General features: G+C 41.2%; 20 protein-coding genes. 2 read left to right on the top strand and 18 right to left on the bottom strand.

The window, feature by feature from the left end:
• Positions 1 to 19: 19 nt before the first annotated feature.
• A complete protein-coding gene (locus tag OU683_RS02675) occupies positions 20 to 595 on the top strand; it encodes a universal stress protein (protein WP_268134860.1) in 576 nt (191 codons plus the stop codon).
• 87 nt (positions 596 to 682) lie between these two features.
• On the opposite strand, the gene OU683_RS02670 is transcribed toward OU683_RS02675, so the two are convergent.
• From OU683_RS02670 to OU683_RS02600, 15 genes are all read right to left on the bottom strand, one after another.
• On the bottom strand, positions 683 to 1,576 hold the full coding sequence (locus tag OU683_RS02670) for a hypothetical protein (RefSeq protein WP_268134858.1): 894 nt from the start codon (positions 1,574 to 1,576) through the stop codon (positions 683 to 685).
• Positions 1,577 to 1,767: 191 nt separating this feature from the next.
• Positions 1,768 to 3,501: a tetratricopeptide repeat protein gene (locus tag OU683_RS02665; protein WP_268134856.1), complete on the bottom strand. Its 1,734-nt coding sequence runs from the start codon at positions 3,499 to 3,501 to the stop codon at positions 1,768 to 1,770.
• A 142-nt stretch (positions 3,502 to 3,643) separates the two neighbouring features.
• Positions 3,644 to 6,091: a zinc-dependent metalloprotease gene (locus OU683_RS02660; protein ID WP_268134854.1), complete on the bottom strand. Its 2,448-nt coding sequence runs from the start codon at positions 6,089 to 6,091 to the stop codon at positions 3,644 to 3,646.
• A 326-nt stretch (positions 6,092 to 6,417) separates the two neighbouring features.
• Positions 6,418 to 6,924 (bottom strand): hypothetical protein, encoded by a 507-nt coding sequence (locus tag OU683_RS02655; RefSeq protein WP_228914383.1) that lies wholly within the window; start codon positions 6,922 to 6,924, stop codon positions 6,418 to 6,420.
• A gap of 328 nt (positions 6,925 to 7,252) precedes the next feature.
• Entirely contained in the window at positions 7,253 to 7,789 is a 537-nt protein-coding gene (locus OU683_RS02650) for a hypothetical protein (RefSeq protein WP_268134852.1), read from the bottom strand.
• A 228-nt stretch (positions 7,790 to 8,017) separates the two neighbouring features.
• Positions 8,018 to 8,833 carry an alpha/beta hydrolase gene (locus tag OU683_RS02645; RefSeq protein WP_268134851.1) on the bottom strand — a complete coding sequence of 272 codons (816 nt, stop codon included), beginning with the start codon at positions 8,831 to 8,833 and terminating at the stop codon, positions 8,018 to 8,020.
• A gap of 167 nt (positions 8,834 to 9,000) precedes the next feature.
• Positions 9,001 to 9,729 (bottom strand): hypothetical protein, encoded by a 729-nt coding sequence (locus OU683_RS02640; RefSeq protein ID WP_268134849.1) that lies wholly within the window; start codon positions 9,727 to 9,729, stop codon positions 9,001 to 9,003.
• Positions 9,730 to 9,853: 124 nt separating this feature from the next.
• Positions 9,854 to 10,312 (bottom strand): hypothetical protein, encoded by a 459-nt coding sequence (locus OU683_RS02635; RefSeq protein WP_268134847.1) that lies wholly within the window; start codon positions 10,310 to 10,312, stop codon positions 9,854 to 9,856.
• A 318-nt stretch (positions 10,313 to 10,630) separates the two neighbouring features.
• On the bottom strand, positions 10,631 to 12,598 hold the full coding sequence (locus OU683_RS02630; RefSeq protein WP_268134845.1) for an OmpA family protein: 1,968 nt from the start codon (positions 12,596 to 12,598) through the stop codon (positions 10,631 to 10,633).
• Between the two features lie 80 nt (positions 12,599 to 12,678).
• A complete protein-coding gene (locus OU683_RS02625) occupies positions 12,679 to 15,030 on the bottom strand; it encodes an InlB B-repeat-containing protein (RefSeq protein WP_268134843.1) in 2,352 nt (783 codons plus the stop codon).
• Positions 15,031 to 15,266: 236 nt separating this feature from the next.
• Positions 15,267 to 15,833: a helix-turn-helix domain-containing protein gene (locus tag OU683_RS02620; RefSeq protein ID WP_268134841.1), complete on the bottom strand. Its 567-nt coding sequence runs from the start codon at positions 15,831 to 15,833 to the stop codon at positions 15,267 to 15,269.
• A 254-nt stretch (positions 15,834 to 16,087) separates the two neighbouring features.
• Positions 16,088 to 16,876, bottom strand: coding sequence for an MBL fold metallo-hydrolase (locus OU683_RS02615; protein ID WP_268134839.1), 789 nt, complete (start codon positions 16,874 to 16,876; stop codon positions 16,088 to 16,090).
• 50 nt (positions 16,877 to 16,926) lie between these two features.
• The gene (locus OU683_RS02610) at positions 16,927 to 18,963 is read right to left on the bottom strand and encodes a hypothetical protein (protein ID WP_268134837.1); all 2,037 of its coding nucleotides are present in this window, start codon (positions 18,961 to 18,963) and stop codon (positions 16,927 to 16,929) included.
• 491 nt (positions 18,964 to 19,454) lie between these two features.
• The gene (locus tag OU683_RS02605) at positions 19,455 to 20,420 is read right to left on the bottom strand and encodes a hypothetical protein (protein WP_268134835.1); all 966 of its coding nucleotides are present in this window, start codon (positions 20,418 to 20,420) and stop codon (positions 19,455 to 19,457) included.
• An 11-nt stretch (positions 20,421 to 20,431) separates the two neighbouring features.
• Positions 20,432 to 20,974, bottom strand: a complete 543-nt coding sequence (locus OU683_RS02600) for a lipocalin family protein (RefSeq protein ID WP_268134834.1) — start codon at positions 20,972 to 20,974, stop codon at positions 20,432 to 20,434.
• A gap of 295 nt (positions 20,975 to 21,269) precedes the next feature.
• On the opposite strand from OU683_RS02600, the gene OU683_RS02595 reads away from it, so the two are divergent.
• Positions 21,270 to 21,485, top strand: a complete 216-nt coding sequence (locus tag OU683_RS02595; RefSeq protein ID WP_268134833.1) for a hypothetical protein — start codon at positions 21,270 to 21,272, stop codon at positions 21,483 to 21,485.
• A gap of 23 nt (positions 21,486 to 21,508) precedes the next feature.
• Here OU683_RS02595 and OU683_RS02590 read toward each other — a convergent pair whose 3' ends face one another.
• The 3 genes from OU683_RS02590 to OU683_RS02580 form a co-directional block, all read right to left on the bottom strand.
• Positions 21,509 to 22,060: a hypothetical protein gene (locus tag OU683_RS02590; RefSeq protein WP_268134832.1), complete on the bottom strand. Its 552-nt coding sequence runs from the start codon at positions 22,058 to 22,060 to the stop codon at positions 21,509 to 21,511.
• Positions 22,061 to 22,198: 138 nt separating this feature from the next.
• Positions 22,199 to 22,780 (bottom strand): GNAT family N-acetyltransferase, encoded by a 582-nt coding sequence (locus OU683_RS02585; protein ID WP_268134831.1) that lies wholly within the window; start codon positions 22,778 to 22,780, stop codon positions 22,199 to 22,201.
• The gene (locus OU683_RS02580) at positions 22,761 to 23,603 is read right to left on the bottom strand and encodes a tetratricopeptide repeat protein (protein ID WP_268134830.1); all 843 of its coding nucleotides are present in this window, start codon (positions 23,601 to 23,603) and stop codon (positions 22,761 to 22,763) included. The genes OU683_RS02585 and OU683_RS02580 overlap by 20 nt, the downstream gene beginning before the upstream one ends.
• Positions 23,604 to 23,605 lie beyond the last annotated feature (2 nt).

Genomic DNA, 23,605 nt, shown 5'->3' with positions numbered 1-23,605 from the left:
AGTGTGACCTTGTTAGTAATTGATCTTAAATACTGGCAACGGGTATCAGGTAACTCGCAACAGGCAACAGGCAACAGGCACCAGGCAACAGGCAACAGGCCACAGGCAACAGAAAATCGGAACAGAAAATCCTAAAAAAGCCAACATCATGAACGAACTAAAGAACATATTAGTAGCAGTAGATTTTAATGACGCCGTAGGAGATTTGCTCGGTTATGCCGATGGCCTGGCAGAAAAGTTCGGTGCCAAAGTCTGGGTGTTGCACGTGGCAGAACCCGATCCCGATTTTGTGGGTTATGAACCCGGGCCACAATACATCAGGGATTTTAAGGCCGAAGAGTTCAGAGAAGAACATCGTAACCTGCAAATGTACTGTGACAATTTTTTGGGTGGGGATATAGAAAAAGAAGCCCTGCTCATCCAGGGTTCTACTGTAGAAGCTGTTTTGGAAGAGGCACAAAAGCTAAATTGCGATCTTCTCATTGTAGGTACACATAAACACAGCTTTCTACACAACCTTTTGCAGGAAAGCGTTTCTCTGGAATTAGTGAAGAAAGCCAGCATTCCGATATTGGCTATACCCATTGAGGAGTAAATGAGACTGGCTCACATTTTTTAAGCAACAAATTGAGATGCAATCTTTGTAAGAAGATTGACAGATCGCCAGGTTATCCTTTATTTTTCACTCTTTTTTAAGCTCCTCCTTTAAAGTATTTTCGATCCTGTAGGCATGGCTGGAACCCATGCTTACAAATACCTTTTTCCCCTGCTCCATGAGTTCAAGAATGGCCGTGCACATGTGGATATTCCGCAGCTCATTGGAATACGCCGCCATTTCTGAAAGCTCCCCTTTTGGCCAACCGAATTGATCGGTCGAATCCCGCCAGTCCTTTTCCTGCGGATAATCTGCCGCCCATATACTGTCTACCTGTGCAACTGTGGTTATCTCTCCTCTTATACCATCATAGTCGGTCCTGCTGTCAATGTAACCCTGTAAATTCTTAGTCGGATTTGCAGGTCTACCATACCTATAGTTGCTCAGGTAAGGTCTTAGGGAATAAAAGAGTGCTACTTTTTCAGCAGGAAAACGCTTAAGCATCATATTCACCTCATCCTGCTTAAGAGGTTCCCAGGTATAGAATTTCACATTGTCCCGCCTGGCCAGGCTTATCACCCTGCCTCCTTCTCCATGTGTCTTTACAGGATCCTGGATTCCGCTAAACAAAAAACCCAATCGTCCTTCTACCAATACCACATTGGGTTTAAAATCTTCCCAGATCCTGTTTATAGTGTCGAGCTGCGGGTCGTTTGTATCTTTTGTATGCTCAATTCCCACGATATATGCTTCCCCTTCGCCTTTACTGAGGTGGAAAGTATAGGGTCGGCGATGGCCGGGTACGTTGCTGTACTCCTCCATGCTCATTACAGGTTGTTTAAAATCCTTTACGGCTGCAACAGAATAGTGCTCCGGCGACCTCCAGATCACTCCGGTATACATCAATAAAAGGATTACTGACAGAAAGCCCAGTAGAAATAATCCTATTATCTTTAAACCATTAATAAATACTCTATTCATTTCATAATATTTTATGGAAACATCAAATAATCTGTAAAATAAATAATTTTTAACATGATAACAAGTTAATTTTCAATATATAACCCTCTCCTGGCTGCCTCTGATGAAGAATTCCTGAGAATATTAAAAGCCCTACATCTCTGCAGGACTTTTATCCTTATTTGAAACTCTACTATACCTTCACGAAACGATCATTTTATTCTGGAGGTATTTATCACCACATCTGCTGTGGTCCAGGAATCCTTAAGGGCAGTTTCCATCTCCAGAACTTTTTCCCGGTCATTCATTTTTTCATAGGCCAGTTTCAGCCCGTGTTGTGCCCATCCGTTTTTTGGCAGGATCTCCAGGTCCTTTTTTAAAGTCTTAACCGCCTCCGGATATCTTCCGGCCTCTATTTGTACAGCTCCAAGGGTGTGGCGAACCGAGAAAAACCAATCCGGCGGTTCCTGAAAATTCAGACTGTCTTCCAAAGCTACAGCTTCCTCCAGCAAAATTATGCTCCTGTCAAATTGTTCTTCGCTGGCTAAAATTTCAGCCTCGAGTACTTTCCTGGCAATCTCTACAATGGTCTTCATGGAATTGATCTCCCATATCATCATTTCTGCCAGCCTTTCATCCTTTTCCAGGACTTTTAGCTTCTTTAGTTCTTCCTTCGCCTTCTGTAAATCTTTTTTACCCAGGTAAGCCATACCGCGAGCATAGCGGGAAATTGCTTCAGGATATAATAAAGTATCTATCACTTGCCTTGCAAGGATCTTATCCCATTTTGCAAACTTCACATCTACAAAATATGGGATCATGTAATAGTGTTGCAGGGTAGACCACCCCGGTTCTGTCATGATATCGGGATGAATTTTCTTAGCCAGTTTTTCGGAACCCATAAGGGCCCATTTGCTATTGCCTTCCAGAGTCGCGGTTGCAGCGAGAAAGTGGTAGTTATGCGGATAATAAACCAAAGGATATGCGCCCTGTGCATGACAGAGGGTAACATAAGCACTATCTCTTTCCACCGCTCTTAAATTAGCTAAACTACCCTTGTGATAATCTCCCGTCTGGATATAGGTATGTGAGGGCATATGAAGTAGATGGCCGGCACCCGGCACTAAGCCTTCATCAAACTTTTTTGCACTACCAAGCGCCCTCCCGGGAGTCTTTGAAGCCTCTGTAGCATGTATGTAAAAGTGATGGGCTCCCGGATGGTCGGGAAAATCCTTCATCACTTTTTCAAGCAGCATGATCACCTTTGGGGTCCACTCCCTGGCCTCTCCCTCTTTATCATATAAATTCCAGGGATACAGATCCATCACAGATTCGGCATAAAGGGCTGCTATTTCTGGATCGCCCTCATACCTGTTAAACAAATCTTCCATCGCAGCAGAATACCTTACATCCAGTTCCCGACGGTCTTCCACGGGTTCCGGAACATACCGCTGGGCAAGGGCATCGATAAGGGCTTTTTCTTTTTCTGTAACCTTATCTGAAAGAGTAACAGCCTGCTGAATGGCGTCATAAGCCCGCTCATAATTGTCGGGCTCCATTCCCGCGTTGTAATTTGGCCCCAAAACATAAGCGAAGCCCCAAAAGCACATAGCACATTCGGGATCCAGTCTGGTAGCATAGTAAAAAGACCTTGCAGCCTCGGCATGGTTAAAACCATAAGAAAGCACCAGACCCTGGTTAAAATATTCCTGGGCTTTAGGATCATTTGTGGTAATGGGATAATGCAGCACATCAAGCCCGTCCAGGAGCGGTGCAACATTATTCTTCCTATACCACTCACTATCCACTGTTGGGGGCGCACATCCATATGTAGAACCTACTTTGGATGTTTCCAGTAGCACTTCATCATTTTCAGTCGTTGTTGAATTCTTGCAGGAAAGAACTGCCAACGACAGGATCATTAAAATTAAACTTACCTTCTTCATAATCTCCTCCATTAGTCTAATAAGTAAATTTAACCTAATTAATTGATTATCAATAATTAGGTTAAATAAAAATAGTTTAATAAACAAAAAAAGCTCCGCGAATAGCGGAGCTTAAAAAATCCCTTTTGGAAATTCTTATGTTCTATGCATCCACGTCAAGGGCTGCATCTATTCTTGCAACAAGGTCATTCCAGTGGTAACGACTCAATTGATCGTTAATCCTGTTTTTTCTTGCCCTAAGGTCTCTTTTTAGTTGCTCCAGGTCTCCACGCATCAAAGCAACAATATCGGTGGAAGTAATATCGTTATTTTCTCCCTTTTTCAAACTCTGAACATATTCTGCGGCCGTATCAACATAAGCACGCTGTATGCTTCTTCTGTAAGCATCAACTTCCTTAGAATTGTACAGCTCTTCAAAAATGCCTTTTCTAAGGTCATTCATCATTTCTACTGCGGTGTAAGCGTCATTACCGTTCACCTGCTCATTTTCAATCATTCGTTGCAGGCGATCCTCATCCAGCAGATCATTCAAGGCCCTGCTTTGCAGGTTCTGTACCCGTTCAATGGCGCCAATAGGTTCAATACGCTCTAAAAGGTCCCGGTTTAGCAACCAATCTGGTTTGGAGAAAGCATGTTCATTTAAAAATGCCACTGCAGCCTTTTGTTTTTCTTCGGGAACCGGGTTGTATACTGTTCCTTCCTGATCTGAGGTTTTTCGGGTTTCATAGACACCGCCAACATTAGCTACTACGTGGGAAACATAGCCTCTCCACATATATGTAAGTTCGCGGTAAACTTCAGATAATTCAGAATAATCGGTGTTGTCTTTGGAGGTCCACTCGACAAGGTTAGGAACCACCTTTTTTAGGTTGGCAAGTCCGTACTCGCTGGCTTTGATCTGGTCGTCACCAAGACTTTCCCTCTGGGATTGCGGATCAATTCCGCCGTAACCGTTTCCAAATTCATAAACAGGGTCTCTTGCTTTCTCGAGGATCCACTGGCTTAGGATTGGTTTTTCTTCCTGCGGGGAGTCGGCTTCCGGGATATACCTGTAACCCCAGTTGATCGCGTAAAGATCGTATGGCCCCATCATTCTTATGTAACGTACATCTTCATCCCCTGGCTGTGCCACATAGTTCACGCGGGCGTAATCCATGATGGAAGGTGTAAGCCCGAATTCACGGGTAAACTCTGGAGAACGTAAAGAATCTGTTGCGTAGGCAGAGCTGGCTTTCATGTTGTGGGGCAAACCTAGCGCGTGGCCTACTTCATGTGCGATCACCATGCGCATCATCTCCCCTATCTCTTCTTCGGGCGTATTCAGAGTACGAGCCGAAGGATTTTGTGCCCCGGCCTCGATCATATAACGGTTCCTGTAAGAACGCAGGTGGTTGTGGTACCAAATAATATCACTCTCGATGATCTCACCAGTACGGGGATCGGTCACCGAAGGGCCCATAGCATTACGCGTCGTGCTCGCAACATATCGCACCACCGAGTATCGCACATCTTCGGGACTAAAATCGGGGTCTTCTTCTTTGGTAGGAGGATCTTTGGCGATCACTGCATTTTTAAAACCTGCAGCTTCAAAAGCCACATTCCAGTCTTCGATCCCCTGCCTGAAATAAGGCCGCCACTTTTCGGGTGTTGCAGGATCCAGGTACCATACAATAGGTTTCACCGGCTCTACCAGTTCTCCTTTCTTGTAGGCTTCAATATCTTTTGGAACTAGTTGCCACCGGTTGATGATCCTGTAATCGTCACTTTTTAGCTCCTCAGAATTATAATTATACTTACGGGTAGTAAACCACCCCACACGATGATCGGCCAGGCGAGGTTGCATTTTCTCTTCGGGAAGCAGGATCATCGACTGGTTCATCATCATGGTAATAGTCCCGGCCTGGTCTCTTTCGGGCGGTTCCTCGGCTTCATATGTCATCACGTGCTTCACCTCGATATTTTCGGGAAATGCATTGGCCGAAGTGATGAAAGAGCGGGATTTGTCAAGCTTTTTCACTTTGTAGCGCTTCCTTAGATCGGGGGAAACTCCGTTTATGGCGGCTACTTCTTCCTTGAAAAGATCACTCACTTTAATTACTGCGGAAGTTTTATCGTCATTATAAGCGGCAACCTTCGCACTGAAGAGTATTGGGAAAAAATTATTTGCAGCGACCGACTGATAAATAGGCGAGCCTTCCTCGCTTTCATTCTCGAAGCTTATCACTTTCATGTCGATATTATCGCCTCTCCTCGACCAGCGAACCACCTGCTCGTTTGCCTTGGAACCGGCGTTGACATAGCCGCCACCATAACCTGCAGGCACTCCGGCGATACGGCTCACCAGCAGCATGTCTTTCTCCAGCATATCAAATGGAATTTCAAAGTAGAGCTTATCGCCTACAAAATGGGTGGTAAAAAGACCTTCATCGCTCTCTGCTGCTGCGGTGATAACCTCGTTATAAGGCTTCGTATCCTGCTTTGTCTTTTTTTCAGCCGAAGCCTCACTTTTTTGTGCCGGCACTCCTTTTTGCGTCTGGCAACTCACACCAACCGCCAAAAGAAGTCCGTACATCGGTAACTTTTTTATCATGGATAAAAGGGATTTTAAGGTTCCCAAGATAAAGAATGAAGTTAGAATTCGGAAGTTAGATTTGAGAAATTAAAAGTACGAAGAGGGATGTTGGGATTAATAATTGAAAAATGGAAAGTTGAAGGCGTATGACAAAGAAAAGTCACCTCAAGTTAGCGGGAAAGTTGTGCCACAAATTCATTAATAATATTGACTGTCCTGAGTTTAGAACATCTTGCACTACTGAGGCTTCTAATGATTAAAAGCCTAAAACTTGGAAATATTTAATCCAAGTGTGGGGATTGATTTTTTTAAGTTGCTGCTCGCTCTTGGTCCGAAAATAATTTCTATAGCTGTAACTTTCCTTCAAAAGACTTCATTTGGCTATAGATGCCAATTCCACCGAATTTCCATTTTAAAAATCCTACGGCTGAAAAAGGAACCTGTCCATTTTCCTGAACTTTTCCCGCATGGAAAGAAACGTATTCATATTCATATCCTGGAATTAATCCGCTAACATTACTGAGAGATTTCACCAAAATTACCTCCCCGTCTTTAACATAATAATCTACACCAAGAGAAAAATCCAGACTTAAGTTATCTTCAACCACTATACTCTTATACTTCATCTCAATTTCGTCCTTGTTAGAGTCTGCAACCAACACCTCATTGTTTTTTACTTCCGGACCTGCCGCAGCCACTAAATTTATTAGCCCTAGAGCCAAAACCGGAACAGAAAGCCACCTGGCTTTTTTCCCTAAAACTTTCCTGCCTACTGCTATAAACCCAACAAATAGATAAATGAAATAAAGAGCTAAGGCAATGTTTAAAAGAGACCAAAGTAAATAGAGCATATTCTATAGGACTAGTGTTAGTGAATTATCAGAATATCATAAAAGTAAAATTAATTTTAACAAACCAGTTGTTTTTTGAAAATATTATTACTTAGTGTATATGAATTTACCTATAATCATATCTACATTCTAAAGATTAAAATTCTGAAATCTTCAAATTTCTCCCGGACCTGGTGCATGTAACCCACTCATTATTTCTTGCAACGGCTGCAAAGATTCTATAAAGGCCGCCGAGGTGCAGTAGAGAGATCAGCTCCAATTTTCAAACTTTCAAATCCTCACATTTTCAAATTATTAAAATTTGGTGCTTGTAATTGTCTATTGATCATTAATAGAGTGTGTAGAAAAATTTCAGGCCGGCAGAGGGTTGTATAAATCCTGACCCTATAAGATCAAGATCACCTGATACAGCATCTGTCCTTTCCTTCTTTGCTGTATTTTTGTCCATGAGCATTAGCATAATTCCCGCCTCCAGGGCTACTCCAAATTCGGGAGTCATATTGAATTCCCTTCCCAGCCTGGGCACCAGCAAGAGGTTCTGACGTATTTCCCAATCCCCTTCACTGTGCATATAGGTTAATCCCGATTTGATGTACCACGGGCGCAAAGAGGTATGTCCCGATCTTCCGCTGAAATGATAATAATAATCCCCGGACACGTTCATATTATCATTCTTATAAGCCAAATTAGTACCTATGGCTAAACCATATTGATTTTGATCTACCCGCATTCTCAGCCCAACATTGATCATTTCGGGTGATCCTGTTCCCCCGGTAAGATTGAATTCCTGCTGTGCCCGGGAAGTATTAGTGTAAAAAATAAAAAGGAAGCAAAAAACGAGGCTCGTCAAAAAACTATTTTTCATGATAAATTTTTATGCTTAAAAAAGGGATTGTTTCACCTTTTTTTGAAGGATTATCCTGTGAATTTAAATAAGTTGTTAAGTCAGAGATCGGTAAAAGCTATGGCAATGTATATTAATTTTTTTTATGCAGAGACAGGATGAAAAATTTGAGGGGGAAGAGGGCGGTTTTTACTGCGGAAATTCAGGCCTTCCAAAAATGGCATTTTCAGGATCATTTCCAGGTTCAGTTTAATCGCTGTTATTAGCCAGGATTTCCTCTATTGCTTCTGCATATTGCCGTGTATTTAAAAAATCGTTGTGGCCCAAGCCTTGGAGAGTAATTAAAGTATCCCCGGGTTTAAAATGCTGCTGAATTTTGAGGGAAGAGCCATAGTGAACGATCTCATCTTCATCTCCATGAAAGACCGCAACCGGAACATTGGCCTTTTTCACATATTTGCCCGTTTTTAGTTTGTATTCGATAAGGAACGACGGAAAAAGATTGAGCGGAAACATCTTTTTTGCCAGGTGAGGCAAAGAGTATGGAGGCGCTTGAAGGATAAGTAATTTTGGATCGTTTTTCGCAGCCAGCCTTGCCGCCATGCCCGAACCTATGGAATGCCCCAGCACGATAATCTCGTTTTCAGAATATTCTTTTTTCAGGTAATTATAGAGGGTTTGCATATCCCTGTGCAGCTGCGCCTCACTTTTTATTCTGCCTTCACTTTTGCCGTAGCCCCGGTAATCTGGAATAAAAACATCATACCCCAGGTTGGTGAAAATATCGGCTACAGTCCCCCAAACTTCCAGGGAACCTGCGTTACCGTGCAAATAAAGGATCACTCCATTTGGATCGGTGGTATTGAATAGCAGCGAATGTAATTTGATGCCATCTTTCATTGTAACATAGCGTTCTTCAAAATTTCCTTCAAACTCAAAATTGAAATTTTTATCAAGAGAATCGGGAAAGAATATTACTTTCTCCTGAAAAAAGGACAGCAAAGTGCATATAAGGAGGTACAGAACTAATATGACAGAGAAAAAAGTGATCAATTTAGTTTTCATTTTGTTAACCAGGAATACATAATAAAATAAAAAATTTTGGGGAAAGAGAGTTCGTTTTTTACTGCTTAAAATCAGATTTCTAAAAAATAGCATTTTTTAGATCCGGTCTTGCTTTCTGTTAATCCTTCAGGAGTTAACGCTCTGGATGGATTGTTTTTGCTGCATAATCATTGTTCTTCAGTGCCTTCCGCGTTATGCTCCCGGTAAATTTTCTCTCCCAGTTTTCCCCGGTCTCCCAGCGCCCGACCTTTAATCAACCAGGCCGCTCCAAAGAAAAACAGGGCAAGAGATTCGAGGATAAGTGTAGAATACCTGAACAATTTCAGCATTTCGGAAACAGGAACCAGGATCATGAGAATAATAATGGCAATCCCGCAAAACCTGTAAATATGATTTTCATTAATTGTGCTTACAGGAATATCTTCGGGCTCATTCTGCCCGATGGTAAAAACGTTGATCGCCAGCAACGCGAAGCTTCCGAAGAGTAGGGCAGCAAAACCGTAGTGGAACCAGCCCAACCAGGAAAAATCATAGGGAATAAGAGTAAGGATATTTTCAACTTCAAACTCCGGCGTCACAGGAATAAGAGCCACGCCCACTGCCATGATACCTGCAACATTGGTAAGCAGTTGGTCATTCTTCAAAAGTGACTCATTCCAATGTCCTTTATAAGAGATCATAAACAACCCGACCGCGGCTAAAGTCCCGGTAAAAATGTCCCGAAGATTAGTATAATAATAATCACTTATGGAAGTCTGCACCTCGGTTTTGAAAAAGGGAATAAAAGAAAATACCACCAGCAGCACCGGCAGAGCTATTCCCAGATATCCTATTGCCCGCCTGAGTCTCCTGTAGGTGAAAATATCGTTATTGCCCGGGTTTGCGGAAGGTTTCAATTTCAGGAACAGGTTTTGGTTTCCTACTAAGATATGAAAGTTAGATTGTAGAAAGCAGAAGTTACCAAATTTCGTCTTAGTTTTACAGCAGCGAGATAAGATTGATCAGGCAGATAATCCCATCCTAATATTCAGGATCATATTCTGAAAATCTTAGAGTCAGTTTCTTGAAAATGTACTCAGTTTCGGTTTCGGTGAATTCTATATCATCGACAAAAATTGTGTAAGAAACATTGCCGTCTGCGATTATGCGGAATCTTCCTGAAAAAGAAGTTCCCTCTTCCTGATAATCTTCATTGATCGAAACATCAAACCATTCCTGAAAAGAATTGATTTCCTTAAGACTATAGGCAATAGTTGCGGCAGGCACCGTTTGCTTCTGTTTTTTAGCTGATTCTATTTTTAGCAGTGTAAATGTCTTATCGGGCCATTCCTTAAGGTTGACACATTGACCGGGTTCCATGGTAAACGGCTCCATAAAAGATTTCTGAAAGCAGTCCATTTTGCCCTGAGTTGTCACCTCCTCTGTTGAGCATCCACAGATGCACAGGATCATCGCCAGGAAGAATATTTTTTTCATCATTCAGGATTGGTTTTAAGGCTTTTAGCCGCACGGAATTTATTCAAAAAAGGATCATCTTCCACAGAAATTATTTTACTTCACATGAAAATATTTACTCCTCGGAAAAGTGTGGGCCGGTGAGGTATTGCTTCGGCAAATTTTAAGTTAGAAAAAGTTTTGAAATATGGGCTTTCCCCCTCCTCCGTTCGAAGCTTTGGCGGGTAAGTTCCTGGAATTTTCGAAAATGAGTGTCTAAAATGACATTTTTGGAAGGTTAGGAAACAAAAAAAGGACCTGATTTTTACATCAGGCCCTTTCTTAGAATTCTAAGCTTATTTTTTACAATGTTTTGTTGCCGGCAAGAAGATCGATCACAACAGTACGGTTGTAAGAACGCTCTTCAGGAAGATTGTTTCCAAAAGGAGACTTTACTGTATCCTCACCAAAACCGTAAACTTCAAACGTAACATCTTTTCTGTTTGATCTAGAAAGTGCAGCCTCAAGTATCCTCTTCACATCATTGGCACGGGCCATAGACAGTTTCTGATTGTTCTCTGCATCTCCAATAACATCTGTATGTCCCTGGATAACCACTTTCCCATTCTTCGGAATTTTTGGCGCTACGATCTCAGTAAGATATTTTTCGTACATCGCGATCGCTTTGGCGTCGTCAAATTCATATATGATACTGAATCTTATACCTTCTTCCACTTCAGACGGAGTCCACAGTACGACATTTATGTTGGATTCTTTAGTCATGATCTCTCCGTCTTTGGCAGTACCAATCATTTTTACTTTGAAATCTCCTTTAGTATTGTTTCCTAAAATGGTCTTTCCGGGGATGCTCACTTCCTCTTCAGTATAAGGTCCGTAGTTCTTAACCGTTCCATTGTCATCTGTAAGTTCAAGTCTCCATGTAGAGAATGCTTCTTTTGCTCCATCAGTCTTAAATGTTACATAGCTTGAAGCAGGTGCTTCCTGGATACCTTTAAGTTGTACCGCCTTCATGGCAGCATTAGGCCCACTCTGGAATTCCATAAGCAACTCGGGAGAAGTACTTTCAACAGTTACTCTTCTATCCTCTTCACGTAAAAGATCCAGCTCCAGTTTCCCTCCAATTTTTTCTGAAGGAACTTTTGGTTTGGTTCTTCCTTCAACAGCAATTCTTGAAGAATTAATCGCAAATACATCTACTAAATAAGTCTTTACAGATCCTGCCATCACTTTTGCATCTTCGGGACCTTTTTCAGATGATCCAACCAGAGTTATGGTCGAGTTTGGATTTTTACCCATACGGTCACCAAGAATATTCAATACATGGTAATAAACTGCCATTTCACGTTTAGAACGTCCCGAAAGATCTTTTGGTGACTTTACCGCAACCTGATCTTCTTTGAAATCTTTCACTTCATCTTTATTCAACAACTTATATCTTCCCGGGATCTCGGTTGATCCTTTTTCAAAATATATGTAATTGCTTAGAGGAAAACTTTCAGAAATAATGCTTTTACCCGGCACATTTTGTGGAGAATCAACGGTAAATCCAAATTCTGGTTTTACAACTTCAGCTTCTTCAATTACTCTCTTACGTCCCATCCCAAATTTAATGGCTGCACCGGCTCTTATGGTGGTGATGTTCCACGATTCTACTGAACGTGGGTTCTGACCGAAATAAGGATGGAAGGCTACAAAGGGAGAAAACACGAACTGGGTTCTCTGCTTATTCGAAGAAAGAGGAATATCAAATCCCGCTCCCACCTGCATGGAGATAAGCCTGTCTTCAACCTCACTAAAATCGGCATTGACTTCAGGATCGGCTATTTGCTCAGGATACTCAGGATTGGTCCCTTTCTGATAAGTAAAGGACTTGTCCAGATTAAACGCAAGTCTTGGACCTGTAAAAAGGTAAAACGCGTTCTTAAAAGGTGCGATGCGCAGACTTGGTTCTATTGTGATATAGCTAAGGTCTGTAGAAAGGTCCATAGGACAGTCACATGGGGAGATCACCTGATCCCATTCACCCTGGCGATTGTCGTATCCTGCCTGTAGCATGATTCCCCAAACTGAATTAGGAAAACGATATTCTATAAGAGGTGCAGCAAAAAGACCTACTCCAGTCCCATCATGAAAAGCTGTGGGCACCATTAGATCGGCATTTATGCGCTGAGTGGTTCCGCGATAGAAATTGAAGTTAGCACCGGCAGCTACACCAAACAACCAGGTTGGCTTTTCGTACTGAGTCTCCTGTGCCAGTGCAGGCATCTGGAAACCTAATGCGATCATTATAATAAAAAGTATTTTTTTCATATTTGGGTTATAAGAGGACTGTGCAGAGCACAGTCCCATTTTATAATTGATTTTGATTTTATTGATCCCTAAGTGGATCATTATTTTTTAGCTGTATTAGAATCCAGACTTACAGATCCCGTTCTCGCCAGTGCTCTTCCATTAAGAACCGCACCGGTATTTAAGGTGATCGAAATATTAGCAAGGATATTTCCGTAGAAAACAGAAGTGGTTCCAATCGTTGCAGAAGTACCTACTATCCAGTAGATATTTTCAGCTTTTGCACCACCCGAAAGCACGATACTTGTCCCAGGATCTGTCACTAAAGTTGATCCCATTTTAAAGATCCATACCGCATTTGCATCACCATGTAATGTTAAGACTCCCTGTGGTCCTGTTCCTGAAATTCCGGTTGATGTTGAATTAACATACAATCCCGGAGCAAGAGTAAGACCTCCAAGTTGTCCCGGTAATGAAATAGCATTTAAAGACCTGGCCTGCCCATCATTATAGGCTGTGGTTAAATCTTTTTTCGCCTGGTCAACTAAAGGATCTGCCGTGGTATAAAGCTTTCCATTTACATTGGTCTGGTCTAAACCGTTTATTGTAGGGGTTGGGAATGAGCCAACATCACCTGTCAACCTGGTAGTAACACCGGTGTTAGTGATCCCTGCTCCCGAAAGAACAACAAAGTCTCCGGCAGATCTCAGGTTGATACCCTGAATATTAGGATTGTTCACCTGAGTGAAGTTAGCAATGATATTCTTGTTAGAATTCATGACAACGGTCAAAGGGTTGTTGGTTCCTGAAGCGTCACCACTCCATGATGAAAATTCATAACCATTTGCCGGGGTGGCTGTAAGGTTTACGGTACTTCCGCTGTTGTAGGTTTGCTGATTCGGATTCTTTGCAACAGTTCCGTTTATAGCAGTTACATTGAGCGTATAAGCATTAGCAGGAATTAAAGTAAAGTTCGCCGTAATATTCTTGTTAGCATTCATTGTGACTGTCAGCGGATTTGTAGATCCCGTAGCATCACCGCTCCATGAAGAAAACTGGTATCCTGTGGCCGGAGTGGCCGTAAGGGTTACTTTAGTTCCGCTGTTGTATTTCTGCTGATTCGGATTCTTGGCCACAGTACCGTTTTGGGCAGTTACATTCAATGTATAGGTACTAACCGCTTTTAAAGTGAAGTTCGCAGTGATATTCTTGTTAACGTTCATTGTAACTATCAGTGGATTTGTAGATCCGCTGGCACCACCGCTCCATGAAGAAAACTGGTAGCCTGTGGCAGGAGTGGCCGTAAGAGTTACCTTAGTTCCGCTGTTGTATTTCTGCTGATTTGGATTCTTTGTAACACTACCGTTTTGAGCAGTGATATTTAAAGTATAGGTATTAACAGGTACCAAAGTAAAGTTTGCAGTGATATTCTTGCTGGCGTTCATTGTGACTGACAATGGATTTGTAGATCCCGTAGCGTCACCACTCCAAGAAGAAAACTGATATCCCGCAGCCGGGGTAGCGGTAAGCTTTACCGTAGCTCCACTATTATAGCTTTGCTGGTTTGGATCTTTAGCAACAGTTCCGTTTTCAGCAGTTATGTTCAATGCGAACAGGACAGGAGTAAAGTTTGCAGTGATATTTTTATCGGCATTCACAGTAACTGTCAAAGGATTTGTAGATCCCGTGGCATCACCACTCCAGGAAGAAAACTCGTATCCCGCTGCAGCAGTGGCAGTAAGTTTTACCGCAGTTCCATGCTCGTAGGTCACCTGGATTGGATCTTTAGCAACAGTTCCATTTTCAGCAGTTACATTTAAAGTATAGGTCTTAAGCGCAAAATTGGCAACTAATGAAATGTTACCATTCATTTCAAACTCATAGTTAGGGTCTGTAGAAACTACTTTGTCACCCACAGTCCAGTTAGTGAATTTGAAACCTTCATTAGGCGTGGCATTAACAGTAACAGTAGATCCATTATTGAACATTCCCGCTCCCGAAATAGTTCCATCGGTCAAAGGTGAGGCAGCTAAGGTTATTTCAGGAATAGTAGTAAAGGTCCACTCATAGTTTTTCTGCAATGCATTACCCATAGGATCTTTAATCCCTGTAGTCACCATTGCGGTGTAGGTAACGTTTGGCAATAGATTAGCAGAGGGTGTAAAGAAAGCAGTGTTGTCTGCATAAGTAACGGTTCCGGCTATGGCAGAGCTTCCATTAACTTTAAAAGTTTCAGAATTTACTGTTTCAGGATTCAGTTCCTCGTTAAAGATTGCAGAGATCACCTGTGCAAGGGGCACATCGACATCACCATCCTGGGGTTCGGTCGTTACGACTATAGGGCATACTCCCACGACCTCGGTTACGTCGTCTTCGGAACATCCGGAAATCGAGAGTACCACTGCAAAAGCAAACGCAACCGCAGCAGATAATTGTAATTTTTTAAAACGCATATATTTATCTTGATAATTGTTATTGGCTTGGGGCCAGAGTGAAAAGATTTTCACGCTGCAAATGTGAGGGACAAGTCCTACGGAAATGTTATATAATTCACACTATTGGCTAGAGTTTAACTATTGATGCTCAAATGCCATCCCGGTAGGTTGGGAGTCCTTTTAATGAGCCTGTTGGGAGATTCTGCGGAAGTAAAAGAGTAGAAATGAGAATTATTTTCCGACAGGAAAAGCAATTATGCCTGAAGGAGTGCAGCCATATCTTCTCTTTTCCGCCTTATAAGTTTATAACATGTGGGAGAGAGGCCGGTAACTTTTTTAAATTGGCCGGATAAATGTGCAACGCTGCTGTAATGCAGGTTATAGGATATCTGGGACAAGCTGATATCGCCGATGAAAAGCAGTTCTTTCACCTTCTCAATTTTGCCGGAAATTATATATTGATGTATAGAAAACCCATATACTTCTGAAAAGATGTTGGCCAGATAAGTGTAATCGTATCCCAGTTTTGCACTTAGATGTTCGGAATAGCTAATTATAGGATTTCCGTCTGAATATTCTATCATTTCCAGGACAGCAGTTTGGATCTTTTCGACCAATATAACTTTTTTAATTTCGTGCAGTTTTAGTCCCAGCGGCAAAAGATTGATCTTTAGTTGTGCCCGCTGTTTTAAGCTTATCCCTACAGGAATTTCTACCACGCCAATCTCAATAAGACCAAAAGGTATTTTGAGCCTTTCAAGTTCTTCTTTCACAAGGGCTTTCCCTGGTGAACCGACCATGCTTTTGATGTATAACTTCATTGATTTAGCTAAAGCGAGGATAGCTTCTCGAATTGATTGGGGTTTTTAAAACAACCTCTAGCCGTTAAAAGAGAGGCGTTAAACCGAATAACAATAGTACGTATTTAAAAATCAGTAGGACTTGCATTACAGATTTAATAAAAATGAAAAAATCATATTGCCGGGAAAATTCAAGAGGGTTCAAAAATGGCATTTTCGGGGAGCTAGGTCTAGTTTTCGCTTGACCGGACACGGTTAAGAAAATTAATTTTTATCTAAAAATCTATCACCTCTCCATCTTTGGGAATGATCAATTTTTCTGAAAAGCCCCTTTCTTCGGCAAATTTCCTCAACTCCTTTCGGCTCAAAACACAGTGATTCAAAGCTTCCATATGAATGGCAATGATTGTGGCAGTCGGCAATAGTTCGTGAATCTTTTCCACATCTTCTTTTCCCGTAATGATCGCGCCAAAACGTGCCTCGGTCATCATTGCATAACCGGCATTTACCACGACTACATCGGGTTTCCAGCTTTTTAAATTGTTTTCTACCTCCTCAATCCAGATCGTATCTCCTAAAAAGTAAACTGACTTCTCCCCTTCCGCATTAAAATAGAACCCTGAGGATTTCCCCAGGAATTCGACCATTTCGGGTACTAAATAGGCAATATCGTTTCCGTGCTGGCAGTGGGTTTTTGAAAACTGTAGTCCATTAAAATCTGTCTTTTCCGGCAGGGCTTCAACATTAATAAAACCCTGTGAGCGAACTATTTTCGCATCATCTTCATCCTGGACAAGGATCTTCAGGTTTTTGGGCAGGATTTGTCTCGCAACCGGATCCCAGTGGTCTGTGTGCAAATGAGAAACCAGGACAGCGTCAACATCAAACAGACTTTCAGGGTCTACCGGCATCTCTACCAGCGGATTCCTAACTTCAGAATTTACGGTTCCGGGAAAGCCTGGATATTCGTTCTTTTTGGCAAACATGGGATCCATTAGGATCCTTTTACCTGCGTAATTAAGAACCAGAGTGGCATTCCTTATAAATTCAATTTGTGAGCCCATAAAATCTTTTATTTGAATTTTTAAAACGGGAAGATATCTTTTCCCTTAAATTAATTCAGCATTTCACCCTTCTCATTAAAAATTTTATAGCTTTCATAGGTCACAGAAAGAAAAGATTCCTTTGTTTTTGTGACCAAATCTTCAAAACTGTATTTAGGAAGACTGTAATCCCGAGGAATCTCCAGAACCATAAGATCATTATTTTCAAAAAGGATAAACCTCACATATCTTTTGTCGGGATACAAAATGTAAAAGGAAACAGCATTTTTAAAATCCCAATTTTCTTTAATTGCCCCGGGAACATCTTTGAGTACCTTATTACGAAAGTTATAAAATGATCTGTCTTCTGTAAATTTTAAATAAAGTTTACTCTTGGTATCAGCATCCAATAACCGTTTGATGAAGCTATGATCCTCAATTCTTCCGGTTAGCTCTGGCTTTTGTTTCAGAAAATTACTTAACGGGGTGATCTTTTCTTCAATAGGCATGGTAAGATCATAGATCAATCTCGGATTCCCAGCCTTCTCCTGAATCTCCGCCATCCAGCAATCTCCTCCGTAACTATAAGAATAAATATTTCCAATAGAAGAATCCAGAATGTTGAACTCCTCCAACTTTTCACTTTCCTGAAAAAGCAGATCTTTTAATTCCTTATGCGGTTCTTCCATTCTTGATCTAATTGAAACAGGCATAAAAGCTGACATTTTTTCCAGCTTTTGAGCCACGCGTTCTTTTCTGGGAGAATCCTCAAGAAAATAATGGTAATAGCTTAGAGTATTATAAAAATGCAGTTTGTTGAAGGCATCAACCTGCTCGTCCTTGATCAGGTTGTCAACAGTAGCCTCAAAAAAATCTTTATTGGTTTCGTTTAATGCAGTAAATGCTTTGGCCACCTTACTTCCATCAGAAAAATAATGGGTATTTGAGGTCTCAGCTATACGCATGTTCGAGCCCAACAACAAGGTTATTACATCAAGGTCCAATTTGGTAAGTTCTTCGATATAGGTTTTTCTCGACTCAGTTGCAATATTAGAGTTGGCAACTCTGGAAACATGATCATTCATGATATTTAGAAAAGAATGGATAAAAACATTCCAATCGGGAATTTCTGCGGCCAGCCGGGCCATCCGCTTCTGTTGCTCAAGGGGACCGTTATCAAAACTACAGGTTCCTATCTGCTGATTATTTCTCATTAAATTCAGCGCCCGTTCTTTTGAAATAAGTTGTGCAACAAAAACCTCCAGTTCGCCATTGGATTTTTGATTAGTCTCAGCAAAAACCAGGGCTTCAAAAAGCAGGTTCTTAAAACCGGGATCATTTCTGAATAAACTATCGGCACGTGCAGCTCTTTTCTCTTCCCATTGATCCATTAGTCTTATTCTTGATTGGAAATTTTCATTTCTGTCAAACACAGGTTTGTGGGTAACTTTAGCGAAGTAAGTAATCAGGGAATCTATAGGCGTAGTCACTGTGATATGTGAAAAAGGATCATTATCGCTCTTAGAAAACAGCCGGGTTGGTGGCACAAGATGACTGGTGTAATTAACCCATTTAGAATATTTCTTCGGAATCTCCTTCTGAAGAAAATCCCCATGTAAGTAAAACCCCCTGACTCTTCTAATGCCGGAAGCATAATCTGGCTGATTTAAATAATAAAGTCTATGATTTGCCTTCACTAAAGAATCTGATGCTTCCAGGGTGATCTTATGGTCACTATTAAATTTTATCTGGAAGGATTTTAGTTCCAGTTTCTCTTCGCCATTGGAAAGCACGTAGTTGTTCTTTATGATCAATAGATCCCGGTCGATCTGGAGATTTGGAAATTTCCCAATAAGTGAATCCAGCGGAATACCTGCTTTTAAAGCATTTATAAAATCATCAGGGAATTCAGTTTTCAAATAAAAATAATCTCCTGTAGTTTGCGGCAGAGACAGGAAAGTTGGTATTTCAGATCTCTTATAGTTGTTTTCTAAAGAATCAATTACCTTGTTCAGGGCAGGAATTGAATGGTCTTTAATAATTGTTTCCTGCGAAAAAGAAGTTTGATGTAAGACTAAAAATAAGACAGTGAGAATGATACCCTTCATAAAACAATTTTTATTAATAGTGTCTGCAATTAATGACCGGTGAGATACAATAGTCTTTATTATTTCTAATTTGAATTGCAGTATGGCAGGGAATTGGAAATTTAAGCAAATTCCTGGAATTAAAATTTTACTGGATCAGGGTTCGTTCTGCTCTAAGATAGTTTTTATCTGTACTTAAGATTTGCTGCACGATGAGGTGACAAAAAAGGCATTTTTGGAAGGCGGGGTCTTGACTATGCTTGACCGGACGCGGTTAAGGAAATTAATCTTGACACAAAACATTGGCAATTGTACCTGCCGGTGAAAATTGCATCTTCCCATCAATAATTTTACCGAAAAAATGCCCCCGGCCTTTTGTGCAAAGGGTGATAAAATATGCAGCATCCCATTTGTAATCCCATTTCTGCAATCGGGTGGATTCAATGCAATATTTATTCTGAAATTTTGCCGCCATAGCTAATTCTCCTTCCCGAACCACCTTTCCGGATGTTCTAAAAACTACAGTCGGTCACCACCACCGTATGTTCATCTATTAAAGTGGCGATCTGCTCATGTTCCTCGGGAATATCATCAATACAGATATATTTTACGAAAGGATAATTCCAGTAGTGCCCTCCCCAGGAACCAATATTTTGGACTAACAAAGTCTCTAAAACAGATGAATTTGAAAGGATAAGGGACTCGATCACGTTCTCACCGATGTTTAGCCATTCTAAACTTTCCAGACAATGAAAATCGAAAACCTCCGGCTCCCCTCCTTCCAAATAGAACATGTTGAGCTTTTTCAGAGATGGCACCTGACAGAAATCTATATTTAAAAAACTATTGGTAATATCCAGGTTAATCAAGCTACCCGTGCTTTCCAGATCCACATCCATAAAATTGACCGGTAGTACAATATTTTCATCAGTGAAAACTTCGTAAAAAGGACTGTTATTTATAAGTCTAACTTCAGCCAAATTGCCAAGACCGGAAAGATCGAGAGATTCACTCCAGTTGGTGACCAGGTTGTTAAATTCAAGATATTCTAAATTTACCAGACCTGTAAAATCATAACTCATCAACTTTTCCACTTCAATTTCTTCAGCAGGATAGTAACCAATTCCGGTAATCTTCAAGTACTCAAGATTGGTGAAATTACTGATCCCGGTGAAGCTAACAAGTCTTCCGATTTCATGATAATTATAATTCATGATCAGGCTTTTGGCCAATTCAGCTTCGCTGCGCTGGATCTCCCCGTCGTTGTTCAGGTCGATATTGCTGTCCCCTACATGATCTCCGTTGGTGTCGATAGAATTGGTGTTGACCAGGACATTTTTAAAGTACTCATCTGGAATTTCGATAATCTCTTCGGCGACAGGCGGGTCGGGATCTTTGTCTGCCGGACCTTCGGGTTCACAGGAAGATAAAAACGAAAAGATAAAGAGTGGCAGCAACCATAGTAATGTCTTTTTCATTATGGGTTTTATTATCGGGAGAAAATTTGAATAACATTGGTATTAACTTCTACTTCCATTCCCCATACTTCTGTGGTGCCACTATATTCATAAGTAAGGATCAACCTGTTTGGTGTAAGCTCCTTTATTACACCCTCACTAATTTCGGCAATCGTCTCCTGTCCCGGGTATTCCTGTTCATGGGTCGTAGTGATCTTGTTGCCATCAATATTGTAGGTCCCGGTGGTATTAATATCAGAATAGGTGAACTCCTCAACAGTAGTTTCTCCCTCGGCAGTTGAAGTAAGGATAATGGTGTAGGTGCCCACAGTTATATAAGTCCCATCCTTGAGAAAAACAGTTTCAAAATCTATTTCAACGGCTTCTCCCGTATAGGAAACCGAAGCAGTCTCATTACCGGCTGAATAAACATTGGTGCCCGAATAATTAAACTCTTCCAGGTGCCATTCCCCCAGGAGCATTTCCGTCTCTAATTCGGGATCGTTTTCTTCTTTTGAACAGGAAACAAAGCTTACCAGTGCTGCTAGGAACAGCATAATTTTTAATGCTCTCATAAAGTGCTTTTTTTGGTTGGTTTAAAAGCAGAAGATGAAGGTAGGGAGAGCCATTAATTAAAGCGGCAGCAGGATCTTCTATCACCAAATTAGTTAAAAAAATCCTTTATAGATTCTTTTTTTACAATTTTATTCAAAATAACATCTTTACCGCACTGCTGAAAACCAGAACTTTAGTCACTCTTCTTCAGGATAGTAAAACTTTCAGCAAAATTGAGATAGATTTTTATACCCGAAACTTTTTGCTTTTCAATGGCAGCAGCAATTCCCTATTTTTGGCAGATAATTTAAACACATGACCCCGGAACAACTCCAAAAAGCAAAGAAGGCCCGGAACATTCTCATTGCGGCTGCGGTCTTTGCATTTGTGTGCTATGGGTTTGCCATGATCTTTATTCCCTGGGGCTGGGCTATTTATTCGCTATTACTTTTAAGTGGAATTGTAATAGTTTATAACCTGATTAAAATACAGAAGCGAATCAAAGAAATAGAAGACAATCCAGATCTTTAAGATTTTATTCAGTGTGGCCCATGTTACTCAATGCGCCCCACTTTCGGCTCAATATATTCATTCAGTAGAATTCCGGTAACGATTATCCAGAATAAAACCTGATTGACATCCTTAAATAAGGAGGTGTGAAAATTGAAATGGATGAAGTATACGTTAATGATGATCAACGTTAACAGGATAATTTTCCAATAATCTAATTTATCATGGTTTTCCTTTTTTCTGAAGTAATCCAGATACATGGAATAAATCCCTGTAAATAAAAGCATAGGAAGGATTTTGATATAAAACACATGATATTTGCTAAATTCAAAAACATAAAATTCATTGAGTAAGCTGGTTCCCAACATCACTACAAACAGAAGCCCAATAATTTTTAATACGTCGTAAATCTTTTCCTTAACGAATTGGCTAACCGTCAGAATAAATAAGCAACCCATCAAAGCCGTTAATGAATATGTGATGTCATAGATGTTGAAATATCCCGCGGATAAGGAAAGCAATTTTAAAAGCATGTATCCAATGACGCATATGGCCATTCCAATTATAGTTCCGGTTTTGAGTAATCTGTTTATCATGTCTAAAGAGTAATGAGTATGCTAGTTACATGCATATTTCACCGGCACAAGATTAGCATTTCAAATACCGGCTTTCCTGTTAGGTGTTTCCAAATCTATTAAAAAAATGATAAAACCCGGGCTGAAAAATCCCGGATTTCACCCCTTCACAAGCTCATACCACACGCAGCTTTGAAGTTTGGGAAACTCCTGAAGTCGCGGATGATCAAACTCTCCCATTTTAACCATCCCTATCTTCTGCATTGTCCGTTCAGAACGATGATTTAATTTTGGGCAGGTGGAAATTATCTTATTCAGCTTCAGGTCTTCAAAAGCATATTGAATGCATCTTTTGGCGCCTTCGGTAGCATAGCCTTTCCCCCACGCTCTTCTTTTAAGCCGCCAGCCAATATCTGTGGCCGGCGTGAATTCTGAATCAAAAGTTTGATAAGCCAGGCCTGTGAAGCCAATAAATTCTCCAGTCTCCAGCAACTCCACAGCGAAGTAGCAGTAGCCATGCTTCGCATAATGATCGAATAACCTTTCAAGAAACTCAGCCGACTCCTCCCTGCGTAATGGCTTCGGAAAGAACTTCATCACCGCAGGATCAGCATTCAGTGCGGCGAATTCTTCCAGGTCATCCAAAGTCCATGGCCGGAAACCGAGCCGCCTGGAAGTGAAAAGGTAATTATTGAGTAGTGTCATTTTTTCAGCTTCAACTTCAGGACCGGGAGTGTTCATCAACAATATTGGTTGAAGCCGTCTCAAGATCCAACTCCTTCTTCATCGCTGTTATATCACTGTAATAGATCTCATTCAAATACTCGTTGTAGGAATCCTCTCTTTTATAAACCATGCTCTTCTCTGCTTCTAAAATGTGCTCCCGGGCCTTTTCCAGATCCCCGGTTTCCCGATAGACCTGCGCCAGGCCCATATGTGCTTCGGGTGTTGAAGCAGAATATTTTAAAGCCCTGTTGTATTCTACAATAGCCCGCTCATAATTACCCAGATTATGTTCTGCCGTTCCCAGGTATACGAATGTTTGAATATCTGCCCAATCCTCCCCCTGGTTTTCCAGGCTGCGGTTGAATACTTCTATCGCCTTCCGGTAGTTTTCTTTTCCAAACCAGGCTTCCCCTCTTAGAAAATCAATATCTTCTCCCCAGGGCGCATCGGTATGATTTGGAGTAAGACTATCGAGACGGTCAAGATCTGCCAGGGCAGCATCATAATCCCGAAGAAAACGCAGCTTCATGTACCCGCGATAGCCAAGGTGCATTTTTGGATCCAGCTCAACCGCCCTGTCCAGCAACCGAAATCCTTTGGCGTATTCCCCCCGTTTATTCAATGCGACCGACTGTTCGAAATAGGCCTTGGCATAGGTTGGATGCTGCCAGGTGAGCACATCAAACATCGTCTGTGACAAATAACTGCCCTGCATATGCCCTGCAAAATCAAACCGCCTTTCTTTAGGCATGACAAAAATGAAAAGCAGAAAGCACAGCGAATAGGCAAACAAAATCACGGTAAGGATAATCTTTAGAATGTTGAAAAACTTTCTCATAA

Origin of the sequence: Salinimicrobium sp. TH3 (assembly GCF_026676115.1) — a bacterium.
Lineage (GTDB): Bacteria > Bacteroidota > Bacteroidia > Flavobacteriales > Flavobacteriaceae > Salinimicrobium.
Note: the sequence above shows the minus strand (reverse complement) of the source record. Positions and strands in the feature narration are given on the sequence as shown.

Bases quoted from the DNA above. Each gene is read 5' to 3' on its own strand.
- OU683_RS02670 (WP_268134858.1), bottom strand. From the start codon at position 1,576: ATGAATAGAGTATTTATTAATGGTTTAAAGATAATAGGATTATTTCTA.
- OU683_RS02665 (WP_268134856.1), bottom strand. From the start codon at position 3,501: ATGAAGAAGGTAAGTTTAATTTTAATGATCCTGTCGTTGGCAGTTCTT.
- OU683_RS02660 (WP_268134854.1), bottom strand. From the start codon at position 6,091: ATGATAAAAAAGTTACCGATGTACGGACTTCTTTTGGCGGTTGGTGTG.
- OU683_RS02655 (WP_228914383.1), bottom strand. From the start codon at position 6,924: ATGCTCTATTTACTTTGGTCTCTTTTAAACATTGCCTTAGCTCTTTAT.
- OU683_RS02650 (WP_268134852.1), bottom strand. From the start codon at position 7,789: ATGAAAAATAGTTTTTTGACGAGCCTCGTTTTTTGCTTCCTTTTTATT.
- OU683_RS02645 (WP_268134851.1), bottom strand. From the start codon at position 8,833: ATGAAAACTAAATTGATCACTTTTTTCTCTGTCATATTAGTTCTGTAC.
- OU683_RS02635 (WP_268134847.1), bottom strand. From the start codon at position 10,312: ATGATGAAAAAAATATTCTTCCTGGCGATGATCCTGTGCATCTGTGGA.
- OU683_RS02630 (WP_268134845.1), bottom strand. From the start codon at position 12,598: ATGAAAAAAATACTTTTTATTATAATGATCGCATTAGGTTTCCAGATG.
- OU683_RS02625 (WP_268134843.1), bottom strand. From the start codon at position 15,030: ATGCGTTTTAAAAAATTACAATTATCTGCTGCGGTTGCGTTTGCTTTT.
- OU683_RS02620 (WP_268134841.1), bottom strand. From the start codon at position 15,833: ATGAAGTTATACATCAAAAGCATGGTCGGTTCACCAGGGAAAGCCCTT.
- OU683_RS02615 (WP_268134839.1), bottom strand. From the start codon at position 16,876: ATGGGCTCACAAATTGAATTTATAAGGAATGCCACTCTGGTTCTTAAT.
- OU683_RS02610 (WP_268134837.1), bottom strand. From the start codon at position 18,963: ATGAAGGGTATCATTCTCACTGTCTTATTTTTAGTCTTACATCAAACT.
- OU683_RS02605 (WP_268134835.1), bottom strand. From the start codon at position 20,420: ATGAAAAAGACATTACTATGGTTGCTGCCACTCTTTATCTTTTCGTTT.
- OU683_RS02600 (WP_268134834.1), bottom strand. From the start codon at position 20,974: ATGAGAGCATTAAAAATTATGCTGTTCCTAGCAGCACTGGTAAGCTTT.
- OU683_RS02595 (WP_268134833.1), top strand. From the start codon at position 21,270: ATGACCCCGGAACAACTCCAAAAAGCAAAGAAGGCCCGGAACATTCTC.
- OU683_RS02590 (WP_268134832.1), bottom strand. From the start codon at position 22,060: ATGATAAACAGATTACTCAAAACCGGAACTATAATTGGAATGGCCATA.
- OU683_RS02585 (WP_268134831.1), bottom strand. From the start codon at position 22,780: ATGAACACTCCCGGTCCTGAAGTTGAAGCTGAAAAAATGACACTACTC.
- OU683_RS02580 (WP_268134830.1), bottom strand. From the start codon at position 23,603: ATGAGAAAGTTTTTCAACATTCTAAAGATTATCCTTACCGTGATTTTG.